This window comes from Mycobacterium sp. 360MFTsu5.1, assembly GCF_000383495.1.
Lineage (GTDB): Bacteria > Actinomycetota > Actinomycetes > Mycobacteriales > Mycobacteriaceae > Mycobacterium > Mycobacterium mucogenicum_B.
In genome coordinates this window covers 649,708-672,430 of sequence record NZ_KB911463.1, presented here as the reverse complement: position 1 = coordinate 672,430, position 22,723 = coordinate 649,708, and the positions used below count along the sequence as shown (strand labels likewise).

Below are 22,723 nucleotides of genomic sequence, written 5' to 3'. Positions count from 1 at the left end.
AACGCCTGGTTCAACGAGTGTGGTTTCACGGTACAAAATGTGTTGACCGACAACGGATCCTGCTACCGGTCACACAAATTTCGTGATGCTCTGGGTGACATCAAGCACCGACGAACCCGCCCCTACCGTCCACAGACAAACGGCAAGGTCGAGCGTTTCCACCGCACGCTTGCCGACGAATGGGCCTACGCCCGGCTCTACCGCAGCGACGCCGAACGCTGCGCCGAGTTCCCGCGGTGGCTACACACCTACAATCACCATCGCGGCCACACAGCACTCAAAGGTCAACCACCCGCCAGCCGCGTACCTAACCTCTCAGGTCAGTACAGCTAGCCGGCGGCGAGCTGCTCGGCGCGCGTCTTGAGGTTGCCGGCCAGGTGGTCGAGCGCGTCGTTGACGACCTTCTTGATCATCATCGACGGGATACCCGGCATGTCGACTTCGACGTCCATGTCGACGGTCAGCAGGGCGCTGGCCCCGAGGTCGACCACGGAGAACAGCTGCTCCTGCTTCGAGAACAGGTTGCCCTGCTGCATGACGGTCTGAATCTGGCCGTCGCCCGGGTAGTAGACGGCCTGGATGTACGAGCCGTCCATGCCCTGGATCTTGGTGTCCAGCCGCAGCTGGCTGGGCCGGCCGTCGTCGTAGCGGTGCAGGATCCAGCAGCCGGTGACCTCTTCGTTCCACTGCGGGTAGGCCTCGAAGTCGGCGACGATCCCCAGGATCTGCGCTGCAGGTGCGGCAACCTCGACGGTCTTGCTCACGATCGGCATGGCCCAGAGCATATCGAGGCCGCTGCTCCGTCCCTCTTGCGCGTGCGTCCGTTGATCCTGAACTGGCGGCGGATGTCTCTCGACATTTCCCGCCCTGGGTACAGGCTCAACGCATCCGGCGGCTGGTCCGGCCGTTGACCCTGAGCTGACGCACTCCGCTACTCGAGCTTCTCAGCCATCAGCGCAGAGTCAACTGACGACGGCGGTCTCCAGCAGTTCCCGGATCGGCGCCGGGATGGGGACGGGACGACGGGTGTCGCGGTCGACGTAGACGTGCACCCAGCTGCCGACTGCCGCGGGCGTGCTGTCACCGTCGGCCCACAGCCCGGTGCGGTAGGTGACGCTGCTGTTGCCCAGCCGGGTCACCGCCAGCCCGACGACCAGCTGCGACGGGAACTTCAGTTCCGCGAAGTACCGGCAGCCCGATTCGGCGACGACCCCGAGCCACGGCGCGGCCACCGGGTCGACGTCGCGCGTGGTGTTGATCCACGCGTTGATCGCGGTGTCGAAGAGCTCGTAATAGACCGCGTTGTTGAGGTGGCCGAACATGTCGTTGTCGGTCCACCGGGTCTGCACGGGCCAGTGCACCGGGAATTCAGCGGTGGTCAGTGCCTGCTCCATGTCGGCCAGTCTGTCAGGCTGGTGCCATGTTGATTCGCGGTGCCGTACTCGAAGAGATCGGGCGCGCCCGCCCGTACGCCGAATCGAAGCCGCTGACCATCAGCGAGCTGGACCTGGACGCCCCGGGCGACGGCGAGCTGCTGGTCCGTATCGAAGCGGCCGGGCTGTGTCATTCCGATCTTTCGGTGGTCGACGGCAATCGGGTTCGCCCGGTGCCGATGCTGCTCGGTCACGAAGCAGCCGGGATCGTCGAACAGGTCGGCGGCACTTCGGATTTGGCGGTCGGGCAGCGCGTCGTCATGACGTTCCTGCCACGCTGCGGCCAGTGCCGGTCCTGCGCGACGGACGGCCTTGCGCCCTGCATTCCCGGCAGCGCCGCCAACGGCGCGGGCACACTGCTCGGCGGCGATACGCGGCTAACTCGAAGCGGCGCAACGGTTCTCCATCACCTGGGGGTCTCGGCTTTCGCGACGCACGCGGTGGTTGATCGCCGTTCGGTGGTGCCGGTCGACGCCGACGTGCCGCCCGTGGTCGCCTCACTGCTCGGCTGCGCGGTGCTGACCGGCGGCGGCGCGGTGCTCAACGCCGGACAGCCGAAGCCCGGCCAGACGGTTGCCATCGTCGGCATGGGTGGTGTCGGCATGGCCGCGATGCTCACGGCCCTGGCGCACGACGATGTCCGGGTCGTCGCCGTCGACCGGTTGCCGGACAAGCTCGAGCAGGCCCGCGCGCTCGGTGCGCACGACGCCGTCACCGATCCGGGAGACATCAGGGCCGACGTGGTGATCGAGGCTGCCGGCCACCCCGCGGCCCTCGAGACCGCCATCGGCATGACGGCCCCCGGCGGCAAGACCATCACGGTCGGCCTGCCACACCCCGACGCGCGAATCTCGGTGTCGCCCTTGGCATTGGTCGCCGACGGACGGTCACTGATCGGCAGTTATCTCGGGTCGGCCGTGCCGGCTCGGGACATCCCGCGCTTCGTCGAGCTGTGGCGCTCGGGTCGGCTGCCGGTCGAGAAGCTGGTGTCCGACACCATCTCGCTGGACGACATCAACACCGGCATGGACGCGCTGGCCGACGGCCGCGCGGTGCGGCAGATTGTGCAGTTCTAGACCGGGGCCGCCGCGGCCGCCCCGGCCGCTTCGAGAACGCGTTGCCGCAGGGCATCCGACTGTTCATCGGCGGATACCCCTCCGGCGGAAGGACTTCCGGCCGCGGGCTGAATGAACCATCCCCGCGAGACCCGTGCGAGTTGATGACTCAGGGTGACCATCTCGGCCGTCCGCTCGTGATACCTGTTGAAGGCGCGCAGGTGATCATCGGGTTTGGTGGTCAGCTCGTCGGCAAGCACCGCGGCGCCGATGATCGCCAATGTCGCACCCATTCCCGACAACAGCGACGGGCTGTGGGCAGCATCGCCGACGAGCGCGACACGGCCCCGATACGGCTGCCCGACGACGACCTGGGCGACGGAATCGAAATAGAAGTCGTCGGCGTGACCCATGCCGTCCAGTAGTTCCGCGGTCCGCCACCCCATGCCGGCGAAGGCTTCATTGAGCCAAAGTTGTTGAGCCGTAGCGTCAGTTCGGTCGTAGGGGACCGCCGGCGAGTCGAAGAACAAGCCGACGACGATCTTGCTGTTGCGCTCGACGCTGTAGCAACCGAGGGTGCGGCCGGGTCGATTGAGCAACAACCCGGAGCGATCGAGATTCAGCACGTTGTCGGTGGTGAAGTGCGCTTGGTAGCAACCCAGGTGCCGCACAAATTCCGATTCGGGCCCGAAGGCCAGGGCTCGGGTCTGCGAGTGCAGTCCATCGGCGCCGATGACCAGGTCGAAGTCGTGGCTCGTGCCGCTCTGAAACGTGACCGCCACGTGGCTGCCGGCATCGTCGAGCGACGTGACGGAATCATTGAATCGGTAGGCGATTCCGCCCTGTGCCGCGGCGAACAACACGGCGCTGAGGTCGGTCCGAAGCAGCTCGATGTCGCCGCTGATCACTTCTGGCGCCATGGTGACGACGCGGTTGCCTGCAGGGTCGATGCGATAGAAGTCGGCGAGCTCGGTTGCGCGCGTGCGCAGCTCGCCGTACACCCCCATATCGGAGACGATGTCGACCGCCGGTCCGCGCAGGTCCACGGCGTTACCACCGCGGCGCAACGCCTGTGCCCGTTCGACGACGGTCACCCGGAAGCCACCGCGGGTGAGCCGGTACGCCAAGACGATGCCGGCGATTCCCGCACCACAGATCAGCACTTCGCGGCCGGCGACACCGGCCGAATGATGGTCAGCCAAAGACATTTCATGGTCCTTTCGGCCGCGGCCGAGCCCATCGCCCGGTCCGACCCAGCCCAGGCTAGAGCGATACTTGACCAATGGTCAAGTATCGACTTGTTATCGTGCTCGAGACCGGAAAGGGAGGCGATGGCGCGTCTTGACCGAGCAGCTGTCCTCGCAGGTGCCTGGGCATTCATCGAGGAGCACGGCATCGACGCCCTGACGATGCGCAAACTCGCAACGTCGCTGGGCGTCAACCACGGAACGCTGTATTGGCACGTCGAGAACAAGCAGGGACTGACCGACGCGCTCGCCGACGACCTGCTCCACGGGGTAGCCGACGAAACCGGCTCGGGCGCACAGGGCAGCGACCGGTTGATCGAGCTCGCACACCGGCTGCGATCGGCGTTGTTGTCACATCGAGACGGCGCACGCGTCCTGGCCGGCACGTTCGTCCGCCAGCCCAACACGTTGGCTTTCGGCGAAGCGGCAATCAGCGCCGCCCTTGCCGCCGGCGCGCCCGAGGCCGAAGCCGTCTTGGTCGCTTTTTCTGTGCAGTACTACGTCATGGGCTTCGTCATAGAGGAGCAAGCTGCCTACGAGCTCGCCCGGGACGAATCCCGAGACAACGGTCGGGGACCCATCGACGCCACGTCGTATCCGAACGTGTCCGCCGGGTTGGCAACACTGCGAAACACCCCGCGCGACAGGCAGTTTGCCTACGGCCTGACTCGGCTGGTCACGAACACCGGCACGCCCGCCTAGAACCAGGCGTCCCGCATCTCGAGCGTCGTGCGGTCCAGCGACTCGAGCAGGTCCAATTGCGGTGCGGTCTTGGGCAATTCGAATCGGAAGAAGTACCGGGTCGCCTGCCGCTTGCCGTCGTAGAAGTCGCCGTCCTTGCCTGCCGACGCCACGAACTGTTCCAGCCACAGCCACGCCACCACGATGTGCCCGAACGCTTCCAGGTAGACGTGGCTGTTGGCCATCACCGCGGGAATGTCGCCCGAGCCGAACATGCCGCCGGTCACCGCGACCAGTCGCTGCCACGACGCATCCAGCGCGCTCGCCAATTCGGCGCCCTCGCCGCCCAACTCGTCGGCTGCGCGCACCGTCTCTGCGATGACCTGCCCCAGCGCCGCCAGGCTCGCACCGCCTCGCTGAGTCACCTTGCGGCCCAACAGGTCCAGGCTCTGGATGCCGTTGGTGCCCTCGTGGATCGGGTTCAGCCGGTTGTCACGGTAATGCTGCTCGACGTCGTATTCGCGCGTGTAGCCGTACCCGCCGTGCACCTGGATCGCCAGGTTGTTGGCTTCCAGACACCACTGCGACGGCCAGCTCTTGACGATCGGGGTCAGGATGTCGATCAGCAGACCAGCCGCGTCGGCCTCGGCATCGGACTCCGCGCTGTGCTGCACGTCCACCAACCGCGCGCAGTACAGGCCGAGCGCCATGCCACCTTCGACATAGGCTTTCTGCGCCAACAGCATCCGTCGTACATCGGGGTGTTCGACGATGGGCACCTGCGGCGTCGTCGGATCCTTGACGTCCAGCGGGCGGCCCTGCGGCCGCTCCCGCGCGTACTGCACCGACTTGAGGTAGCCGGTGTAGCCGAGCGCCACCGCGCCCATGCCGACGGCCATCCGGGCCTCGTTCATCATCTGGAACATGTAGACGATGCCGCGGTGCGGCTCGCCGACCAGATAGCCGACCGCGCCGTTCTCGCCACCCGGATTGAATTGCGTATCACCGAAATTCAGCACCGTGTTGGTGACGCCGCGTTGCCCCATCTTGTGATTGAGGCCGGCGATGGCCACGTCGTTGCGCTCGCCGATCGATCCGTCGGGGTTCACCAGGTACTTGGGCACGATGAACAGCGAGATGCCCTTGGTGCCGGGAGGTCCGCCGGGGAGCTTGGCCAGCACGAGGTTGACGATGTTGTCGGTGATCTCGTGTTCGGCGCCCGAGATCCACATCTTCGACCCGAACAGCCGGTAGGTGCCGTCGTCGCGGGGTTCGGCGCGGGTGGCCACGTCGGCGAGCGACGATCCGGCCTGCGTCTCCGAGAGCGCCATGGTGCCCGAAAAACGGCCTGCCAGCATGGGTTTGACGTAGGTCTCGATCTGCTCGGGCGTGCCGAACTTGGTCAACAGATTCGCGTTGGCGATGGTCAGCATCAGGTAGCCCGACGTCGACACGTTGGCCGCGGCGATCCAGGCGAACGCCGCCTGCGCGACGACGGCGGGCAACTGCGCGCCACCCACCGATTCGTCCATCGACATGCCGATCAGATCGGCGCCGACGAACGCGTCCCACGCCTCTTTGACCTCCGGGACCATCGTGACCGTCTGCCCGTCGAAGGTCGGCTCGTTGGCGTCGCTCTTCTTGTTGTGCGGCGCGAAGTAGCGTTCGGCCAGTTGCTCACTGAGGTCCAGAACCCCGTCGAAGGTCTCGCGCGAGTGATCGGCGAACCGCTTGCGGCCGGTGAGTTGGTCGACCTTCAGCCACTCGTACAGGAGGAAGTCGAGGTCGCGGCGGGACAGCAGCTGGGATTTCATCGGACCTCGGTCACCTCTCGATCGCGGGTTCTATGCGCCGCCGCCGAGGGGGTCCTCGGTGCGGATCGTTTCGTCGCGGATCAGGCCGCGCAGCAGTGCCGTGCTGAATTCGACGGCGATCTCGGAAGCCGTGCGCCGGCCGTGCGGCCGCAGCCACCGGTAGGCGCCCAGCGTCATCCCGATGTAGCCCAGCGCGAGGACGTGCGAGTCGCAGTCGTTGAACTCGCCGCTGGCGATGCCGCGGTCGATGACGTCGCGGACGTGCTCGTAGACGGTCGTCTCCGCCTTGCGGATGTAGGCGACCTGCTCCTCGGTGAACCATTCGGTGATGTACGGCCCCTCCTGGAAGTACACCGCCGCGGATTCCAGGTCGCTGGCGATGCCGGTGAGCAGCCGCCGGGTGAAGTTGAAGATGGTCTCGCGCGCCGAGGCCGTCGGGTCGTCGTGCAGGGCATCGACGGTGAAGTCGGCGGTCGACTTGTAGATGTCCCAAAGGATCAGCGACTTGCTGGCGTAGTAGTGGTAGACGGTCGCCTTGTTGAGTCCGACGGCGTCGGCGACGTCGTCCATCCGGGTCCCGTGGTAGCCACGGGCCGCGAACAATTTGGCGGCCACCGCCAGCAACTCCTCGCGCCGCGACGAGCCGTTCGACCCGTTCGACGCAGCCGAGGCCCCCGCGGGCGATCCCGTGGCAGAACCTTTTGTCGACGACTCTGAGGACATGTCAGCTCACTCTATGCAGCCGGGCGCACGGCCCGGGACCCAATCAACTGGTTGGCCAGTCTATGCCGTGGCATATCGACGACCGATCCGCCACTCGCAACCGGGACCCAGCAGCTAAGCTCGCGAGTAACAAGCTTGTCGGTTGGAGGCACCTGATGGATCCGAGCCCGGACTACGACGCGAGCGACGAGGTCGAGTACTTCTTCAACTGGGTCCCGTGGGGCCTGCGCGGCGTGTACCCGCCCCCGGCGTACCCACCGGTGTAACCACCCGAGAATTCCACCTCACCGACCGGTGTGTTGGCGCGCGGCGTCCCACCGGTCGGAATTGCGTGTGCAGACGAACAACTAGCGCAGGTCGAGCCCCTCGACGAGAGTTACCGTAGGTAAGCGGGGGCCGTATCCGCGGAGTTGACGGTGTTGGGGGATGTCCTGTGGGTCTGTCGATAGCCGACATCGACAAGTGGAACCCGGACTCGCTCGATGCGGTCGGCACAGCGAGCACAGCTCGGGCAGATGCAGCGTCTCAGGCCAGCTCGCGTTTGGGCAATCTGCCAGCGTTCGAGAGTTGGCAAGGCTCAAGCGCCAGCGCTGCGCAGCAGCGGACCAAAGTGGAAGCGGACGGCCTGGACCAGCACAGCCGCGATGCGGCGGCAGTCGCATCGGCCGCCAAAACCGCCGCCAACGAAGTTCGGCAGACAAAGAACCAGCTCAACGATTTGCGGTCGACGCTGGGGCAGTACGGAATCACTATCGACGCAAAGGGCAGTCGGGCGGTGCCGCCGACGAATCTGTCCTCGCTGCCCGCTGCCACCCGCAAGCTGGTGCAGGACATGACGCACACGGCTCAGCAGTCCCTCGACAAGATTCGGCAATCAGCCGACCACGCCGACGCCCTCCTTGCCGATGCGCTGCAGAAACAAGCGGGGCCCCGCTCCAAGGAACCAACCGACAAGGCCGACGATTCGCCCGGCAACAAGCCGGACCTGCTGATGGATGACAAGGGGTGGCAGTATCCGTGGGATCCGCCACCGCCGGGCGATTCCGCTCCCGGCGGCGGTCGCTGGGACATCGACCCGCAGCCCTACCCGAGCGGGCCCGGCGGCGGACCGCCGGTTGGACCATTTACCCCGCCCAAGCCATGGCATCGCGATATCAAGCCTCCGATCGAGGGCGGACCCACTGGCTACCAGGACGTCGTCGGCAAAACACCGAACGGATGGGGCGTCGACCCGTCGTGGCGGATGCAAGAGAATTACAAATTCCGATTGACCGGCGAGACGTTCAATGGCGCCCCCGACCACACGCGATGGGTGCAGCGCGATGGGAAATGGTATCAAGCAAAATGGGTCGACTATAATTTCGAGGCCGAGCACGTGCGTCGCGGCGTAAGCTCAACCGGCTTTTTCACTCCGAATTTCGGTTTGGGTGAATGGCATCCGATCGATATCAAGGATATCTACCGTGCGCAGGCCGATAACCCACGGCTCACGATGTACGTACCCACACCGAGCGGCGGCGGACAGGTAGTGCTCAATCCCAAGCGCCCAGGAGTGTCAGCCCCATGAGAACCCTTTTACGCACGCCCGCGCGCCGCCGGGCGGCACTACTCGTCGCTATCGCGGTAATTGGATCGGTAATCGCTGCGGCACTGTGGATTTCACAGCACCGCGACGCTGGCACTCCGTCGGCATCCGATTGCGGCGTCGTGGCCGATGTGGCGCAGGATTGGCGGGCCGTAGGCGAAGCCAGCAATGCCGCGGCCATGCAGCCGGGCGCTGCCGAGGACCCCGAACGTTGGGCTGCGCTTGCGGATAAAAGCCGCCGCGCCGCAAATTCGGTATCCGCGCCCGACCTGAAATCCGATTTGACTTCATGGGCCACTGGATTCGACGAATTCGCGAATATCGCGCGCGATACCGGGAAAGGCCCCGAGGACGTCCGGTTTCAGCGGTTCGTCGATAATTCCAAAAAAGTAGCCGAGGCCACGGACAAATTGCAGGCCGCCTGCCCCAAGATCGCTACGCCCCGGGCGTCGAATTCTTCGGCGGGTTGACGCGTCTCACCTGATCGTCCAGCCCTGATCGGAGATCGGCCGCGTCGGAGCTGAGTGGACGTTTGCCGTCCAGGAGATCCCACCGGTCGGAATCTGTGTACCCAAATCCGTGCGGATGACGTAGACATATCCAGGCAACGCCCCGGCACCGGACTTTTGGTCGCATTATGAGCGACTGCTAATTTATAAGCGATTGCTAACTGGTATAGGGGGGCAAGAGCACCGTCCCGACGTGGATGGGGGAGACTCTTGCAAGCAAACCAACACAGATCGGATCGGATTCGATGATCATCGGGATTCCCCGCGAGTCTCTGGCTGGTGAGACGCGGGTTGCCGCCACTCCTGCAACTGTCGGGCAGCTGATCAAGCTCGGCTATTCGGTAGTGGTTGAGTCCGGCGCGGGCGACTTGTCCAGTTTCTCCGACGCCGCCTATGTAGAAGCCGGCGCCGACATCGGCTCCCCCTGGGCCGCCGACATCGTGCTCAAGGTCAACGCCCCTGACGACGCCGAGATCGCGTCTCTCAAAGACGGCGCCACCCTGGTCTCGCTGATCTCCCCCGGGCTCAAGCCGGAACTGGTCGAGAAGCTCGCCACCCGACCGATCACGGTACTGGCCATGGACGCGGTGCCGCGCATCTCGCGCGCCCAGTCCCTGGACGTGCTGTCCTCGATGGCCAACATCGCCGGCTACCGCGCCGTCGTCGAGGCCGCCCACGCGTTCGGCCGGTTCTTCACCGGCCAGGTCACCGCAGCCGGCAAGGTCCCCCCGGCCAAGGTGCTCGTCGTCGGTGCCGGTGTCGCCGGTCTGGCCGCGATCGGTGCTGCCGGATCGCTCGGCGCTGTCGTGCGGGCCACCGACCCCCGCCCCGAGGTCGCCGACCAGGTTGCCTCCCTCGGCGGTGAGTACGTGTCCGTCGACCCGAATGCCGGCGAAGTGTCCGCGACGGGCTACGCCAAGGAAATGGGCGACGACTACAAGGCCCGCGAAGCCGAGCTCTACGCCGAACTGGCCAAAGACGTCGACATCATCATCACCACCGCGCTGATCCCGGGCCGTCCCGCGCCGCGGATCATCACCGCGGACATGGTGGCCTCGATGAAGCCCGGTTCGGTGATCGTCGACATGGCTGCAGCCAACGGCGGCAACGTCGAAGGCACCGTCAAGGACCAGGCCATCGTCACCGACAACGGCGTGACGATCATCGGCTACACCGACCTGGCCGGCCGCCTGCCCGCGCAGGCCTCGCAGCTGTACGGCACCAACCTGGTCAACCTGCTCAAGCTGCTCACCCCGGAGAAGGACGGCCAGGTCGTCCTGGACTTCGACGACGTGGTGCAGCGCGGCGTGACCGTGGTCCGCGACGGCGAGATCACCTGGCCCCCGCCGCCGGTGCAGGTCTCCGCCGCCCCCGCCGCCAAGGCCGACGCGACCCCGGTGGTCTCGCAGGCCAAGGAGCCGATGTCGACGCAGCGTCGTCTGGGCATCACCTTCGCCGCGGCCGCAGTCCTGTTCGTGCTGATCGCCGCCTCCCCGGCCGCCCTGCAGGTCCACCTGACGGTGTTCGCCCTGGCGATCGTGATCGGCTACTACGTGATCGGGCACGTGCACCACGCCCTGCACACTCCGCTGATGTCGGTGACCAACGCGATCTCCGGAATCATCGTGGTCGGCGCACTGCTGCAGATCGGGCACCACAACACCCCGATCACCGCCCTGGCGGCCGTGGCGATTCTGCTCGCCAGCATCAACGTCTTCGGTGGCTTCGCGGTGACCCGCCGCATGCTGGCCATGTTCTCCCGCAGCTAGAGCCTGCTGACCTAAAGAACCTTTGGAACGGATTCATGTTCAACGCAGAAACCATCACCAACGTGGCGAACGCGGCCTACGTCGTCGCCGCCCTGTTGTTCATCCTCGCTCTGGCCGGGCTGTCCAAGCACGAGACCTCCAAGGCCGGTAACGCCTTCGGCATGGCCGGCATGGGCGTCGCCCTGATCGCGACCATTGTGCTGGCCGTCAACAACAAGATCGAGCCGCTCGGCCTGGCGCTGCTGGTCGGTGCCATGGCCATCGGTGCCGCCATCGGCCTGTGGCGTGCCCGCATCGTCGAGATGACCGGCATGCCCGAGCTGATCGCCCTGCTGCACAGCTTCGTGGGTCTGGCCGCCGTGCTCGTCGGCTGGAGCGGCTACCTGCACGTCGAGCACGAACTCGACGGCCAGGGCGCCCTCGAGCTGGCCAAGGAAGGCATGCTCGGCATCCACTCCGCCGAGGTCTTCATCGGCGTGTTCATCGGTGCCGTGACCTTCACCGGTTCGATCGTGGCCAACCTGAAGCTGTCGGCCAAGATCAGCTCCTCGCCGCTGATGCTGCCGGGCAAGAACTTCCTCAACGTCGGCTCGCTGGTCCTGTTCGTCGCCCTCACCGTCTGGTTCGTCATCTCCCCGAACCTGTGGCTGCTGGTCGGCGTCACCGTCCTGGCCCTGCTGCTGGGCTGGCACCTGGTCGCCTCCATCGGCGGTGGCGACATGCCCGTCGTCGTCTCGATGCTCAACAGCTACTCCGGTTGGGCCGCGGCCGCCTCGGGCTTCCTGCTGTCGAATGACCTGCTGATCATCACCGGCGCGCTCGTCGGCTCCTCCGGTGCCTACCTGTCCTACATCATGTGCAAGGCCATGAACCGGTCGTTCATCTCCGTCATCGCCGGCGGCTTCGGCATCGAAGCCGGCCCCGCCGAAGACAAGGACTACGGCGAGCACCGCGAGATCACCGCCGAGGGCGCCGCCGAGCTGCTCGGCTCGGCCGACTCCGTGATCATCACCCCCGGCTACGGCATGGCCGTGGCCCAGGCCCAGTACGGCGTCGCGGACCTGACCCGCAAGCTGCGCGAGAAGGGCGTCAACGTCCGCTTCGGCATCCACCCCGTCGCCGGCCGCCTGCCCGGCCACATGAACGTGCTGCTCGCCGAGGCCAAGGTGCCTTACGACATCGTGCTCGAGATGGACGAGATCAACGACGACTTCGACGACACTGCAGTCGTTTTGGTGATCGGTGCCAACGACACCGTGAACCCCGCCGCCTCCGAAGATCCGGGCAGCCCGATCGCCGGCATGCCGGTGCTCACCGTCTGGAACGCCGACAACGTCATCGTGTTCAAGCGCTCCATGGCCTCGGGCTACGCCGGCGTGCAGAACCCGCTGTTCTTCCGCGACAACACCCAGATGCTGTTCGGCGACGCCCGCGACCGCGTCAACGACATCCTCGCCGCGCTGTAGCAGTACACGAAAAGGCCTCCAATCCATCAGGATTGGAGGCCTTTTCGTGTTGGTGCCCGACACAACGTCAGTCTGAGAGCGTCGCTGAAGCCATATACGGTTATCTGCGCTCCCAGCCTGACGTTGTGTTCGCGTCTCGCGCCATCCCGGGCCGCCGGGCACCCATCAGCGCACGAAATCGCCTATCGCTGCGAGGAACTGGTCCGGCTTCTCGACCATCGGGCTGTGCCCGGAGCCTGCGATGAGGTGCGGCGGCAGGCCCGCGGCGGTGTAGCGCGCGACGTTTGACGCCGTCGGCGTCAGGACGTCCTTGTCGCCCCACAACACCAGCACCGGCTTGCCCAGCCCCTTCAACGTCTCCACCACCGGACGGCCGGGCTCCTTGGAGTCACACACGCCCGCGTAATTGAGCTGTTTCAGGGACCGGAATGCCAGCGCCGGAACGGGGTAGTCGGCGGCAAACCCGGTCTGCAGCGAGCTTTCGCTGATCGCGTCGACACCGCGGAAGCGGTCCAGCGCGGGCCCGATGACGGGCCAGCACAGCATCCTGCCGAGCAGCGGCATCGCGACCAGATCCTCGCCGGCTGGGGTATCGGAAACCGCCACGCGCTCGACCATTTCCGGGTACTTGGTGGCGAACGCGGCAGCCACCTCGCCGCCCATCGAATGCCCCACCAGTTCGGCATGCCGGACACCCAGCGCCTCGAGCGCGCGGTGGACGGCCTCGGCCTGGCCGTCGGCGTGATACGGCGCCGCATCGGTCGGCGCCTCGGAGCCACCATGCCCGACAAGGTCGACGGCGATCACCCGCTGATGTGCGGCCAGTACCGGGGCGACCTTCTCCCACCACTCGATGGACGCCGAATACCCGTGCAGCAGAACGATTGCCCGGTCACCGGGCGGCCCGTACTCGCGGACGTTCAGGTCTGGGCCGTCGAGTGTGAGCACGTGGCCGCCGGCGAACGGTTCTGCCGCGCGGCTGGTGTGCGCCACCACCACGGCGTTGACGACCAAGGCCACCACCGCAGCCACCAGCAGGCCCACCAGAATGCGCAGTTTCATGGCGCGACGCTACCGCCGCGGGCCCACTCCCAGCGACGAATTATCTGTTGCCCCTCAGCTCGCGCTCGGGTGGCGAAGTCACCGTCACCCGGGTTCCGCCACCGCCGGCGGAGTCGACGAGCATCGACCCACCCATCGCGTCGAACCGCGCCAGCAGCGAGCCCAGCCCGATGTGTCCGTCGGCCACGTACCGTGACACCACCGCGGGGTCGAACCCGACGCCGTCATCGGCGACGGTCAGGACAACGCGATTGCCGATGCGGCCCAACCGCACCGACACCGTCGTGGCCTGGGCATGCTTGCCGATGTTGGTCAGCAGCTCACGGGCCGCGCGGTAGAGCAGCTGCTGCGAGTCCGGCTTGCCCACTTCCTCGAGGTCGGCGCGCACCGCGATCCGGCCGCGAGACTCGAACTGCCGCAGCAGTTCCCGCACCGCCGGCGTCAGGCCGAGCTGGGCGAGCACCTGTGGATGCAGCTCGGTGACCGTCGAGCGCAGTGCCGTCGCCGTGTCTTCCAGCGCGGCGTAGACCGCGTCGAGTTCGGGCCCCGGGGTCCGCTCCCGGACCTCGTCGAGCTGCAGCCTGGCCGCCAGCAGCGTCTGCAACGGGCCGTCGTGCAGCCCTTCGGCGACCTCCCGGTTGTGCCGCTCGTCGGACTGCATGGCTTCGGACACCAGCTGGCGGCGCACCTCCTGCAGAGCCTGCACGCGCTCCTGACGACGGACCAACACGAAGCACAGCACGGTCGTGGCCACCGCCAGCCACACGAGGAATCCGAAGTGCGTGTAGACCATGTTCGGCAGGCCCATGCGGTCGTCGTGTTTGGAGTAGAAGATCCACACCGCCAGATAGCCCGTCGCCGTCAGGGTCCCGATCGCCGCGGTCATCAGCGGCCGGTCCTGGAATGCCACCGAGATGGGCAGCAGGAAGAAGACGGGCAGCAGGGCCGCGGTCGCGCCGCCGGACACCAGGCACAGTGCCAGGATCACCACCAGGTCGATACCGGTTGACGCCCAGTCCGCCCAGCGCGGCACGGGCCCGCGCAGCACCGCCACCAGCCAGATCACCGCGGCGACGGCATACAGGCCCAGGATCACGGCGTACAGCTCGGGCAGCCAGTGGTCGACCTCCCAGATCCACACCAGGACACCGATCAGCGCGATCAGCGGGAGCCGTAGTCCGGCGGAAATCCGCACCGGTTCGGCGGCCAGGTACTCCCCGATCCGGCTGAGTGTCGGGCTCACGTCAGTCCAGCAGCTTCCGACGCATCGCCTCGGCCACGGCCGCCGCGCGGTCCCCGACCCCGAGCTTCTCGTAGAGCCGCTGCACGTGGGTCTTGACCGTCGATGGCGCCAGGAACAGCTCCTTGGCCATGGTTGGGATGGTCGCGCCCTTGGCGATCAGCTGCAGCACCTCGCGTTCGCGCGGGCTGAGCACCGGGGCGTCCGGCTCGGCGCGACGCCGGATCTCACCGGCGAGCCCCGCGGCCAGGCTCGGTGCGACGACGTCGCGGCCCTTCGCACATTCGAGGATCGCGTTGACGAGCTCGCTGCGCGTCGACTCCTTCGGCAGGAAGCCGGCCGCGCCTTCCTGCAACGCCCGGTACACGATCTCGGCCTCGTCATGCGCAGAGAGCAACAGGACCCGGGTCGGCAGGCCGTCGCGCACGACCGCCGCGGCCACCTCGGCGCCGTCCATGCCGGGCATGCGGTAATCCAGCAGAGCGACCTGAGGCTTGTGGGTGCGGATCGCCTCCAACGCCGACGTGCCGTCGTCGGCTTCGGCCAGTACCTCGATGGCGCCACTCGCCGTCAGCGCGCGGACGACGCCGTCGCGAAACATCGGGTGGTCGTCACCCACCACCACGCGAACCCGTTCGTCGTTCATGCCGTCAGCGTCGCACGGCGACCAGCGAAAAGTAACTCCGATCGCAAATTGACGGCCGCGTGTCCCCCGATCGGTGGACACGGGAATCCTCCGACAACTCGGCCGATTACCCGATACCCGCGGGCTCCGCGGCCAGGCACTCTTGAGTCATCACCGGAACACACCGGAGCAAGACACCAAAAGTCCACTGACACAGGAGAATTCACATGAACATCACGGCCCGCACCTTCGGCTTCTCGATCATCGCCGCCGGCGTTCTCGGCGGCTCGGCACTCGGCCTGGCCGGCGCCGCCGGCGCCACGACCCTCGGACCCGACGTCCGTCCGCCGGCGATCGTCGCCACCCCGTCGATCACGGCTCCGCCCGCCGGGATGCCGCTGCCCGGCGTGCTCTGGCACCACGGCATCTACCGCGTGGCCGCCCTGCAGGGCCGCTGACCACCCCGAGCCCGGATTCCCTCCCCGAAGTCGTCGCGGGGAGGGAATCCGCTGTTGGTCAGCCGTTCGACTCCGGCCACGCGCCACGGGACAGATCGTGGTCCAGCGCATCGGGCCCGGGATCGCCGCCATAGAAGATGCTCGGGTCGAAGGCATCGCCGAAATGGTCGCGCAGCAGCGACGAGAACAGCAGGGCCGCAGCCTGTGGCCGGTGGTTCATGACGAGGTGGCTGGTCTCGCCGGCCTCGTTGAAGTACACGACGACGAAGTTGTAGATCTCCACCCCGCCGGCACGGTAGACCTCGGTGCCTCGGATGCGGGACTGGTAATCCTCCAGGAAGAGATCGCCACGCCGGCCGTAGAAGCGGAAGTCCTGGTAGGCGTACAGGCTCCGCGCGAAGCTCAGCATCTTCCCCACTTGCTCTGCGCCACGGACTTCGCCGTTGAACACGGCACCCTGCAGGATGACGTCGTCGGCGAGGTTGTCCAGCCAGTGCGGGTAGTAGGTCAGATGCGTGGCTTGGTTCTCGAGCTTGTGCTCGTTCGGTGCGGTCATGGTGTTTCTCCTGGTTCTAGGATTCGAACACCAGCAGCGGTTTACCACCGTGCGCTGGTGCTTCAGCCAAATAGACTGCCTCGCTGAAGTTTTCGACAGGGATCAGCTGACCCTCGGGGACATGCACGGCGCCGCTGTCGACGAGTTGGATCGTCCGGTTGATGGTGGCGGTCATGCGGTCTTTCGGCGTCTGGTTGAACCACCGGAAAAGCCAGAAGCCGCGAACCGTCTTGGCCTCGTAGATCAGGGAACGGGCGAAGACCGGAATGGTCAGTTTGTCGGCCTCCGTTTGGCGGTGCGTCGACAGCGCGCCGTAGACGACGAGTTCGCCACCCGGCGCCAGCGCCCGTGACACGTCCGCGCCCACCTGGCCGCTCACACTGTCGATGGCCTTGAATACGCCTTCGTCGCCGACGATTTCGGCCACGCGCTCGCGGATGTCCTCGTCCTCGGTACTGATCACCGCCGTCCCACCCAGGGCGAGAATGTCGTCGACCGCGGCGCGGCGCCGAACCACGTTGAGGGTCTTGAAGCCGAAGTGCGTGCCGAGCTGGATGACCGACTGCCCGACCGTGGAACCTGCCGCTGTCTGCAGGAGCCATTCGCCGGGCTGGACGTCCAGGACGTCACCGGTCAGGATGACGGCGGTGAGCGGATTGCTGAGCAGCTGGGCAGCGGTGGAGTCGCTCACGCCGGCGGGCACCGGCAGCACACGCTCGGCGTCGGCGACGAGATATTCCTGCCACGTGCCCCGGACACCGGCGGTGATGACACGTTGCCCAACCGCCAAACCATTTACGCCGCTGCCGATTTCGTCGATGATGCCGACGGACTCGATGCCCGGCGTGGTGGGGAACTCCGGGACGAAGCCATAGCGACCACGCACGGTGTGTAGGTCACTGGCGTGGACCGGCACCGCAGTCACCCGAATCCGCACGTGGCCGGGGCCGGGTTCCGGAATCGGCCGCGTCTGCCGCTGTAGGACCTCGGCCGGTTCGCCCATTCTGGTCGCCACGACGGCCCGCATTGTTGGCATCTCGGCATCCCTCCGCTCGGTTCTAGAACCCATAACGACTGGCGCTGCCGAATTCGGCCCAGATTGGCTGACCCTGCCGGTACCAGGATCACCGCGGTGACCCATACCTCCGGCGGGTGCCGACATCGTGGATGTTGTGCCGGCAGCGAGACGAAAGGAGCGCCGCACATGCAGACCAGGTGCCCTATCGAGTTTCCCGTCGTCCGGACGTTGGCTCACGCCCCGAATGCGCCGACCGTGCTTCTGATTCACGGTTTCCTCGACGACCTGACCGTGTGGGATGGCGTGATCGACGGCCTGGGCGACAACGTCGCGACGGTGCGATACGACCTGCCGGAATTCGGTCGTCGAGCCGGAACCGCCAGGGACACAATCGCTATCACGCTGGCTGCGCTCGCCGCCGAGGCGGGCGCCCTGATCGACAGCATCACCGGACCGGTGATCGTAGTCGGCCAGAGCCTCGGTTCGCAGGTTGCCGAGCTGGCCGCGGCGGCGCATCCCGACCGGGTCACGGGCTTGGTGCTGCTCACTCCAGTTCCGTTGGGCGGCACACACTTACCCGACGACGTGGTTGCGCAGTTCCACGCCCTCGACGGCGACAGCATCGCACAGCGCGCGGCGCGGACCGCGATATCCCCCCACCTCAGCGACGACCAGCTCGACCGGCTCACCGACATCGGCAGGCACCTGGTGCCGGGCGTCGCCGCCCATTACGTCGACGTGTGGAACGACGGCGCGGCCGACGCACCCGCCACCAGCGCATTTCCGGGACCGGTGCTCGTGATCCACGGCGGCGCAGACGGTTTCGTCACCGGCGAGCTTGCCGACGCCATCGCCTCACGCTTTGGTCGGCCAGACGTCCGCACCATCGAGTCCGGTGGCCATTGGCTGCATGTCGAGTTCCCGGACGCCGTCGCGGCGATGATCCTGGACTTCGCCGACTCTGTCCGAGTCACCAAGTGTGAGCGTCAATCACCCGCTTGACGGTTTCGAGTGACTGGGCCAGCACGTCGATCTCCACCGACCCCAGTGCCACCCGGATCGCGTGGGGCGGGTTCTTGGTCATCGCGAAAGGTTCAGCGGTGGACACGGATACCGTCTCGCGCAGCAGATCGGTCGCCACTTGATCGGCGCGCGCTTCACCGGGCAGCGGAAGCCACAGGAAGTACGACGACGGGTTCCCCACGACGTCCAGTCCGGACAGCACATCGCGCGCGACCACCTGCCGCCGCCGGGCATCGGCTCGCTTGTCCGCTTCCAGTCGGGTGACGGTGCCGTCGTTGAGCCACCCGGCGGCGATGGCGGTGATCAACGGTGGCGTGTTCCACGTCGTCCCCCGGATGGCCCTTTCGAAGGCACCGATGAATTGTGCTGGCGGAACGACGAATCCGACCCGGAGACCGGTCGCCACGCTCTTCGACAGCCCCGACACGTAGACGGTCAGTTCCGGGGCAAGCACCGCCAGCGGCACGGGCGGTCGCTCGACCAGATATGCGTACGACGCGTCCTCGATGATCGTCACACCGTGCCGGCGCGCGATCTCGACGAGGGTCTCGCGGCAGGGCGCCGGCGTCACCCATCCCAGCGGGTTGTGCAGCGTCGGCATGGTGTAGATCGCCCGGACCGGCCGCGTACGGCACAACTCCTCGAACGCATCCAGGTCGGGTCCCTCGTTCCCGGCCGGAAGTGGCGCCAGCTCGAGCCGGAGCACCTGCGCCAGCACCTTGAAGCCGGGGTAACTGAGGGCATCGACGGCCACTACGTCACCGGGTTGCAGCATCGCCAGCGCGCTGACCGCCAACCCGTGCTGTGCGCCACTGACGATCAACACGCGTTCGGCCGGGACGCTCAGGCCGCGTCGCTCCAGATGCAGTGCGGCCGACGCTCGTTCGTGCAGCCGCCCACCGTGGGGCTGGTAGCGCAACAGGGCGTCGAGATCACCCGACGAGGCCAGACCCCGCAATGCATTTCGCAACTGATCGGCCTGTCCCGGAACCGACGGATAGTTGAAGTTCAAATCCACGACATCGTCGGCGAATGCCCGCTCCGAGACGTCGTCGCGGAGCGGCAGCGACGATTCCCGGACAAACGTGCCCCGGCCGGCTTCGCCGCTGACCAGTCCCATCTCGGCGAGTTCGGCGTAGACGCGGGTCGCCGTGACCAGCGCCAGTCCTTCGCGCGCGGCGAGCTCCCGGTGGGTCGGCAGTCGGGTGCCAGGAGGGATCACGCCGGCGCGGATGTCTGCCGCCAACGCATCCACGACGGCCTTGTAGCGAGCCCGACCCACACCCGCATTGTATGCATGACAATTTGTTGATCGTATTGAATTGGCGATCCTAGGCTCGGAGCATGCACATCGCCATCCTCACCTTCGACGGCTACAACGAACTCGATTCGCTGATCGCACTGGGCGTGCTCAACCGGGTCCGCAAGGCGGATTGGCGCGTGTCCATCGCCAGCCCGAGCCCCCGCGTCAGCTCGATGAACGGCGTCGTCATCGAATCCCACATCGACCTGGAGCAGGCGTGTTCCGCCGATGCGGTCATCGTCGGCAGTGGTATCCGGACGCGCGAGGTGGTCGCCGACCAGAGCTTGATGGCACTCCTGAAGCTGGACCCATCCCGGCAACTGTTGGCTGCGCAGTGCTCGGGCACGCTGGTGCTCGCCAAACTCGGCCTCCTCGACGGAGTTCCGTCGTGCACCGACTCGACGACCAAGCCCTGGGTGCAGGCCGCCGGAGTCGATGTCCTCGACCAACCGCTATTCGCCAAGGGCAACGTCGCGACGGCCGGCGGCTGCCTGTCGTCCGCGTATCTGGCGGGGTGGCTCATCGCCCGTAGCGAGGGCATCGACGCCGCTGTCGAAGCCCTGCGCTACGTGGCACCCGTCGGCGAGAAGGACGACTACGTCGCCCGTGCACTACGGAACATCACGCCGTATCTCGATCGCGCCACCGCGGCCTGATCGCGCCGCGGCTACCGGTCCTGCATATCGAGCACGACGCGGAAACGCGCGTCTCCGGACATCATGCGCGCGTAGGCCTTCGGCGCCTCGCCGAACGGCAGCACCTCGGTCATCGCGGCAACCCCGTGCGCGGCACTGAAGTTCATGCCGTCCTCGTTTTCGACGGGGGTGCCGGTGAGGCTGCCGACGATCGACCGGCTGGCGGTGACCAGGTCCACGGTGTTCACCGGAATCGGGTCTCCGGCAACGCCCACGACGATCAGTTGGCCACGCGGCTTCAGCCCAGCCAGCAGCGGCGCCATCGACGAGCCGCTCGACGCCGTGGCCACGACGGCTTCAGCGCCGCCGAGTTCCTGCAACGCCTCCGCGGGATCGGTTGCGGCACTGTCGATGTAGTGATCCGCGCCGAGCTCGGTGGCCAGCGCAGCCTTGTCGGTGCCCCGGGCGATGGCCGCAACCCGGTAGCCGAGCTTGTGCGCGTACTGCACGCCCAGATGTCCCAGGCCGCCGATACCCTGCACGGCCACAAGCGAATCCGGCGCCGCATGGACCAGCTGCACAGCGTTGTACGTCGTGATGCCGGCGCACAGCAGCGGCGAGGCGGCCACGGAGTCGATCCCATCGGGGATCCGGACCAATCCGCTGGCCCGGGCATACGCGACCTCGGCATAGCCTCCGTCGGTGTTGGTGCCGAACCAGGGCTGATCGCTGCAGTTGACGAAATCACCACGGCGGCAGGATGCACAGACGCCGCAGTGGCCACCGAGGAAGCCGACGCCGACGCGGTCACCGACCTGCCAACCGGTGACGCCGGCACCGATGGCGTCGATCACGCCGACGGCTTCATGACCGGGTACGACAGGCAGGTGCGGGTCGGGCCGCTGCCCCTCGACGGCGAGGACGTCGCTGTGGCACACCCCGCAACTCTGTACGCGGAAGCGCACCTGACCCGGGAGTGGCTCGAGCAAGGGCCGCTCCACCAGCTCGAAGTGGGCCTGGCCGGTGACCTGAAAGGCGCGATAAGTAGACATTGATATTCCTTTGATCGAATTCAGTTGGCACTCGGCGGTACGGCAGATCCGCTACGCGCTTCGATGCCACGGACACTGCGGTTGAACGCTTTTCGCAACGAGCCCTTGCCGACCGAGCCCAGCACCCACGCCAGCGCCTTGCCCCTGACGTTCTTGCCCTCACGCACGATCTCGAGGTCGACGTGCGTCGTACCGTCGCCCTGCCGCGTCAGCGTGTAGACATAGCCCGACGCACCACCGAACACGTTCGAGTCGGTCGTCGTCAGCAGCACCCGGGTGGGGTCGGTCCAGTTATAGGTCAGCCGTTCCCAGATCCCGCCCGAACCCTCGGTGACGTCGGCACGGCCGGGTACGAGGTAGTGCACCTCGAGGTAGGAGTCCGCGCTGTTCGGAAAGACCTGCTCACGGCCCGGCCCGAAGTCGGTGAGGCCTTCGACGAATTGCTCCGGCGTGGCCGACGTGGTGGCTTGGAAGCGAATGTTGGACACTGGTCGGTCCTCTCGGTTGCCGGAGCTACTGGCTCCGTAGTGGGAGATGTCGCCTCAGACAGCGCCAGAGCCTCCGACGCCATTCCGGCACGCGGCCCGCCAATCCGTCCCCGCGAATCCTGGTAGCGACAGGACCACCTTCGGCGGACGCTATGCCGCCACGGGTCGTGTTGCAGGGTAGGCAACGGCGGCGAAAGGCCCATGATGACAACGGAACTGCTGAGCTCGGTATTGGAAGCGCATGGCGGGCTGGACCGGTGGCGCAGCGTGAACTCCGTGGAGGCGACGATCGTCACCGGCGGCAAGCTCTTCGGCATCAAAGGAATGCCGCAGGACCCCGTGCCGCGACGGATGTCCGTTGCGACGCACCGCCAGTGGGCGTCGGTACAGCCGTTCGGCGCGCCGGATCAACGCTCCGACTTCACCCCCGAGCGCGTCGCCATCCAGAAGCTCGACGGCCGGGTGGTGGCCGAGCAGACGGATCCGCGAACGTCTTTCGCCGACCACGAGCTGAGTACACCGTGGAATCCGTTGCAGCGGGCGTACTTCAACGGCTACGCGTTGTGGATGTACCTGACCACGCCGTTCTTCATGGCGCTGCCCGGCATGGACGTCACCGAAATCGAACCCGTCCTCGATCACGGCGAGCGGTGGCGCGGTCTACGGGTGCGCTATCCCGATGGCTTCGCCAGTCACAGCCGCGAGGAGGAGTTCTTCTTCGGCAGCGATTTCCTCATCCGCCGGCATGACTATCGCGTCGAGATCGCCGGCGGGTTCGCCGCCCAGCACTATGTCAGTGAGATCGTCGAGGCCGACGGCATCATGGTGCCGACGCGGCGCCGGGCCTACCGGTGTGACTCCGCCGGCCGTCCGCTCGCCGACGAGCTCATGGTGGCCATCGACCTCAGTGGCGTCCGCGTTGTTCCCGAGGAGTGGGCCGCGCTTCCACATGTCTAACCAAGTGGCTTATCGTGGCGGTCA

General features: G+C 66.6%; 25 protein-coding genes. 12 read left to right on the top strand and 13 right to left on the bottom strand.

The annotated features are described in order from the left end of the window. Positions 1–333, top strand: a 333-nt coding sequence (locus H289_RS32290; RefSeq protein ID WP_020100013.1) for an integrase core domain-containing protein, incomplete at its 5' end; no start/stop codon positions are given. On the opposite strand, the gene H289_RS0106790 is transcribed toward H289_RS32290, so the two are convergent. Beyond that, complete coding sequence (locus tag H289_RS0106790; RefSeq protein WP_029104874.1) at positions 330–773, bottom strand: SRPBCC family protein; 444 nt, start codon at positions 771–773, stop codon at positions 330–332. The two genes, H289_RS32290 and H289_RS0106790, sit on opposite strands and share 4 nt — an antisense overlap. Before the next feature lie 189 nt (positions 774–962). After that, positions 963–1,394 carry an acyl-CoA thioesterase gene (locus tag H289_RS0106785; RefSeq protein WP_020100011.1) on the bottom strand — a complete coding sequence of 144 codons (432 nt, stop codon included), beginning with the start codon at positions 1,392–1,394 and terminating at the stop codon, positions 963–965. Positions 1,395–1,420: 26 nt separating this feature from the next. On the opposite strand from H289_RS0106785, the gene H289_RS0106780 reads away from it, so the two are divergent. Next, positions 1,421–2,509 carry an alcohol dehydrogenase catalytic domain-containing protein gene (locus H289_RS0106780; RefSeq protein ID WP_020100010.1) on the top strand — a complete coding sequence of 363 codons (1,089 nt, stop codon included), beginning with the start codon at positions 1,421–1,423 and terminating at the stop codon, positions 2,507–2,509. On the opposite strand, the gene H289_RS0106775 is transcribed toward H289_RS0106780, so the two are convergent. Next, on the bottom strand, positions 2,506–3,696 hold the full coding sequence (locus tag H289_RS0106775) for an FAD-dependent monooxygenase (RefSeq protein ID WP_020100009.1): 1,191 nt from the start codon (positions 3,694–3,696) through the stop codon (positions 2,506–2,508). The genes H289_RS0106780 and H289_RS0106775 overlap by 4 nt on opposite strands. 123 nt (positions 3,697–3,819) lie before the next feature. On the opposite strand from H289_RS0106775, the gene H289_RS0106770 reads away from it, so the two are divergent. After that, a complete protein-coding gene (locus tag H289_RS0106770; RefSeq protein WP_020100008.1) occupies positions 3,820–4,437 on the top strand; it encodes a TetR/AcrR family transcriptional regulator C-terminal domain-containing protein in 618 nt (205 codons plus the stop codon). Here H289_RS0106770 and H289_RS0106765 read toward each other — a convergent pair. Next, positions 4,434–6,230 (bottom strand): acyl-CoA dehydrogenase, encoded by a 1,797-nt coding sequence (locus H289_RS0106765; protein WP_020100007.1) that lies wholly within the window; start codon positions 6,228–6,230, stop codon positions 4,434–4,436. The two genes, H289_RS0106770 and H289_RS0106765, sit on opposite strands and share 4 nt — an antisense overlap. Positions 6,231–6,260: 30 nt before the next feature. After that, complete coding sequence (locus H289_RS0106760; protein WP_029104872.1) at positions 6,261–6,953, bottom strand: TetR/AcrR family transcriptional regulator; 693 nt, start codon at positions 6,951–6,953, stop codon at positions 6,261–6,263. A 152-nt stretch (positions 6,954–7,105) separates the two neighbouring features. Here H289_RS0106760 and H289_RS32895 point away from each other — a divergent pair, with 152 nt between their 5' ends. From H289_RS32895 to pntB, 5 genes are all read left to right on the top strand, one after another. Continuing rightward, complete coding sequence (locus tag H289_RS32895) at positions 7,106–7,219, top strand: hypothetical protein (RefSeq protein WP_177127396.1); 114 nt, start codon at positions 7,106–7,108, stop codon at positions 7,217–7,219. Positions 7,220–7,386: 167 nt separating this feature from the next. After that, positions 7,387–8,520 (top strand): Rv0964c family protein, encoded by a 1,134-nt coding sequence (locus H289_RS32285; protein WP_081633325.1) that lies wholly within the window; start codon positions 7,387–7,389, stop codon positions 8,518–8,520. Continuing rightward, positions 8,517–9,008 (top strand): hypothetical protein, encoded by a 492-nt coding sequence (locus H289_RS32890; protein ID WP_155944047.1) that lies wholly within the window; start codon positions 8,517–8,519, stop codon positions 9,006–9,008. The genes H289_RS32285 and H289_RS32890 overlap by 4 nt, the downstream gene beginning before the upstream one ends. 284 nt (positions 9,009–9,292) lie before the next feature. Next, positions 9,293–10,816, top strand: coding sequence for a Re/Si-specific NAD(P)(+) transhydrogenase subunit alpha (locus H289_RS0106740; RefSeq protein ID WP_020100004.1), 1,524 nt, complete (start codon positions 9,293–9,295; stop codon positions 10,814–10,816). 35 nt (positions 10,817–10,851) lie between these two features. Beyond that, complete coding sequence (pntB, locus tag H289_RS0106735; protein WP_020100003.1) at positions 10,852–12,282, top strand: Re/Si-specific NAD(P)(+) transhydrogenase subunit beta; 1,431 nt, start codon at positions 10,852–10,854, stop codon at positions 12,280–12,282. Positions 12,283–12,447: 165 nt separating this feature from the next. Here pntB and H289_RS0106730 read toward each other — a convergent pair whose 3' ends face one another. From H289_RS0106730 to H289_RS0106720, 3 genes are read right to left on the bottom strand one after another with little or no spacing between them, the layout of a single operon-like run. After that, complete coding sequence (locus tag H289_RS0106730; protein WP_020100002.1) at positions 12,448–13,344, bottom strand: alpha/beta fold hydrolase; 897 nt, start codon at positions 13,342–13,344, stop codon at positions 12,448–12,450. A 40-nt stretch (positions 13,345–13,384) separates the two neighbouring features. After that, positions 13,385–14,587 carry a sensor histidine kinase gene (locus tag H289_RS0106725; protein ID WP_020100001.1) on the bottom strand — a complete coding sequence of 401 codons (1,203 nt, stop codon included), beginning with the start codon at positions 14,585–14,587 and terminating at the stop codon, positions 13,385–13,387. 1 nt (position 14,588) lies between these two features. Continuing rightward, positions 14,589–15,230 carry a response regulator gene (locus H289_RS0106720; protein ID WP_020100000.1) on the bottom strand — a complete coding sequence of 214 codons (642 nt, stop codon included), beginning with the start codon at positions 15,228–15,230 and terminating at the stop codon, positions 14,589–14,591. Between the two features lie 206 nt (positions 15,231–15,436). Between H289_RS0106720 and H289_RS0106715 the strand changes: the two genes are divergently transcribed. Further along, the gene (locus H289_RS0106715; protein WP_020099999.1) at positions 15,437–15,667 is read left to right on the top strand and encodes a hypothetical protein; all 231 of its coding nucleotides are present in this window, start codon (positions 15,437–15,439) and stop codon (positions 15,665–15,667) included. A 58-nt stretch (positions 15,668–15,725) separates the two neighbouring features. Here the strand turns inward: H289_RS0106715 and H289_RS29930 are convergent, their stop codons facing one another. Both H289_RS29930 and H289_RS0106705 read right to left on the bottom strand, forming a co-directional pair. Next, entirely contained in the window at positions 15,726–16,223 is a 498-nt protein-coding gene (locus tag H289_RS29930) for a hypothetical protein (protein ID WP_020099998.1), read from the bottom strand. Positions 16,224–16,239: 16 nt separating this feature from the next. Further along, positions 16,240–17,259 (bottom strand): zinc-dependent alcohol dehydrogenase family protein, encoded by a 1,020-nt coding sequence (locus H289_RS0106705; RefSeq protein ID WP_029104871.1) that lies wholly within the window; start codon positions 17,257–17,259, stop codon positions 16,240–16,242. A 168-nt stretch (positions 17,260–17,427) separates the two neighbouring features. On the opposite strand from H289_RS0106705, the gene H289_RS0106700 reads away from it, so the two are divergent. Then, positions 17,428–18,243 (top strand): alpha/beta fold hydrolase, encoded by an 816-nt coding sequence (locus H289_RS0106700; RefSeq protein ID WP_081633324.1) that lies wholly within the window; start codon positions 17,428–17,430, stop codon positions 18,241–18,243. Here the strand turns inward: H289_RS0106700 and H289_RS0106695 are convergent. Continuing rightward, positions 18,212–19,546, bottom strand: coding sequence for an aminotransferase-like domain-containing protein (locus H289_RS0106695; protein WP_020099995.1), 1,335 nt, complete (start codon positions 19,544–19,546; stop codon positions 18,212–18,214). The two genes, H289_RS0106700 and H289_RS0106695, sit on opposite strands and share 32 nt — an antisense overlap. Before the next feature lie 62 nt (positions 19,547–19,608). Between H289_RS0106695 and H289_RS0106690 the strand changes: the two genes are divergently transcribed. Then, on the top strand, positions 19,609–20,223 hold the full coding sequence (locus tag H289_RS0106690) for a DJ-1/PfpI family protein (protein WP_020099994.1): 615 nt from the start codon (positions 19,609–19,611) through the stop codon (positions 20,221–20,223). Between the two features lie 11 nt (positions 20,224–20,234). Here H289_RS0106690 and H289_RS0106685 read toward each other — a convergent pair whose 3' ends face one another. Further along, entirely contained in the window at positions 20,235–21,254 is a 1,020-nt protein-coding gene (locus tag H289_RS0106685; protein ID WP_029104870.1) for an alcohol dehydrogenase catalytic domain-containing protein, read from the bottom strand. 20 nt (positions 21,255–21,274) lie between these two features. Next, on the bottom strand, positions 21,275–21,742 hold the full coding sequence (locus H289_RS0106680) for a hypothetical protein (protein WP_020099991.1): 468 nt from the start codon (positions 21,740–21,742) through the stop codon (positions 21,275–21,277). Positions 21,743–21,943: 201 nt separating this feature from the next. On the opposite strand from H289_RS0106680, the gene H289_RS0106675 reads away from it, so the two are divergent. Beyond that, positions 21,944–22,699, top strand: a complete 756-nt coding sequence (locus H289_RS0106675) for a hypothetical protein (protein WP_020099990.1) — start codon at positions 21,944–21,946, stop codon at positions 22,697–22,699. Positions 22,700–22,723: the final 24 nt, after the last annotated feature.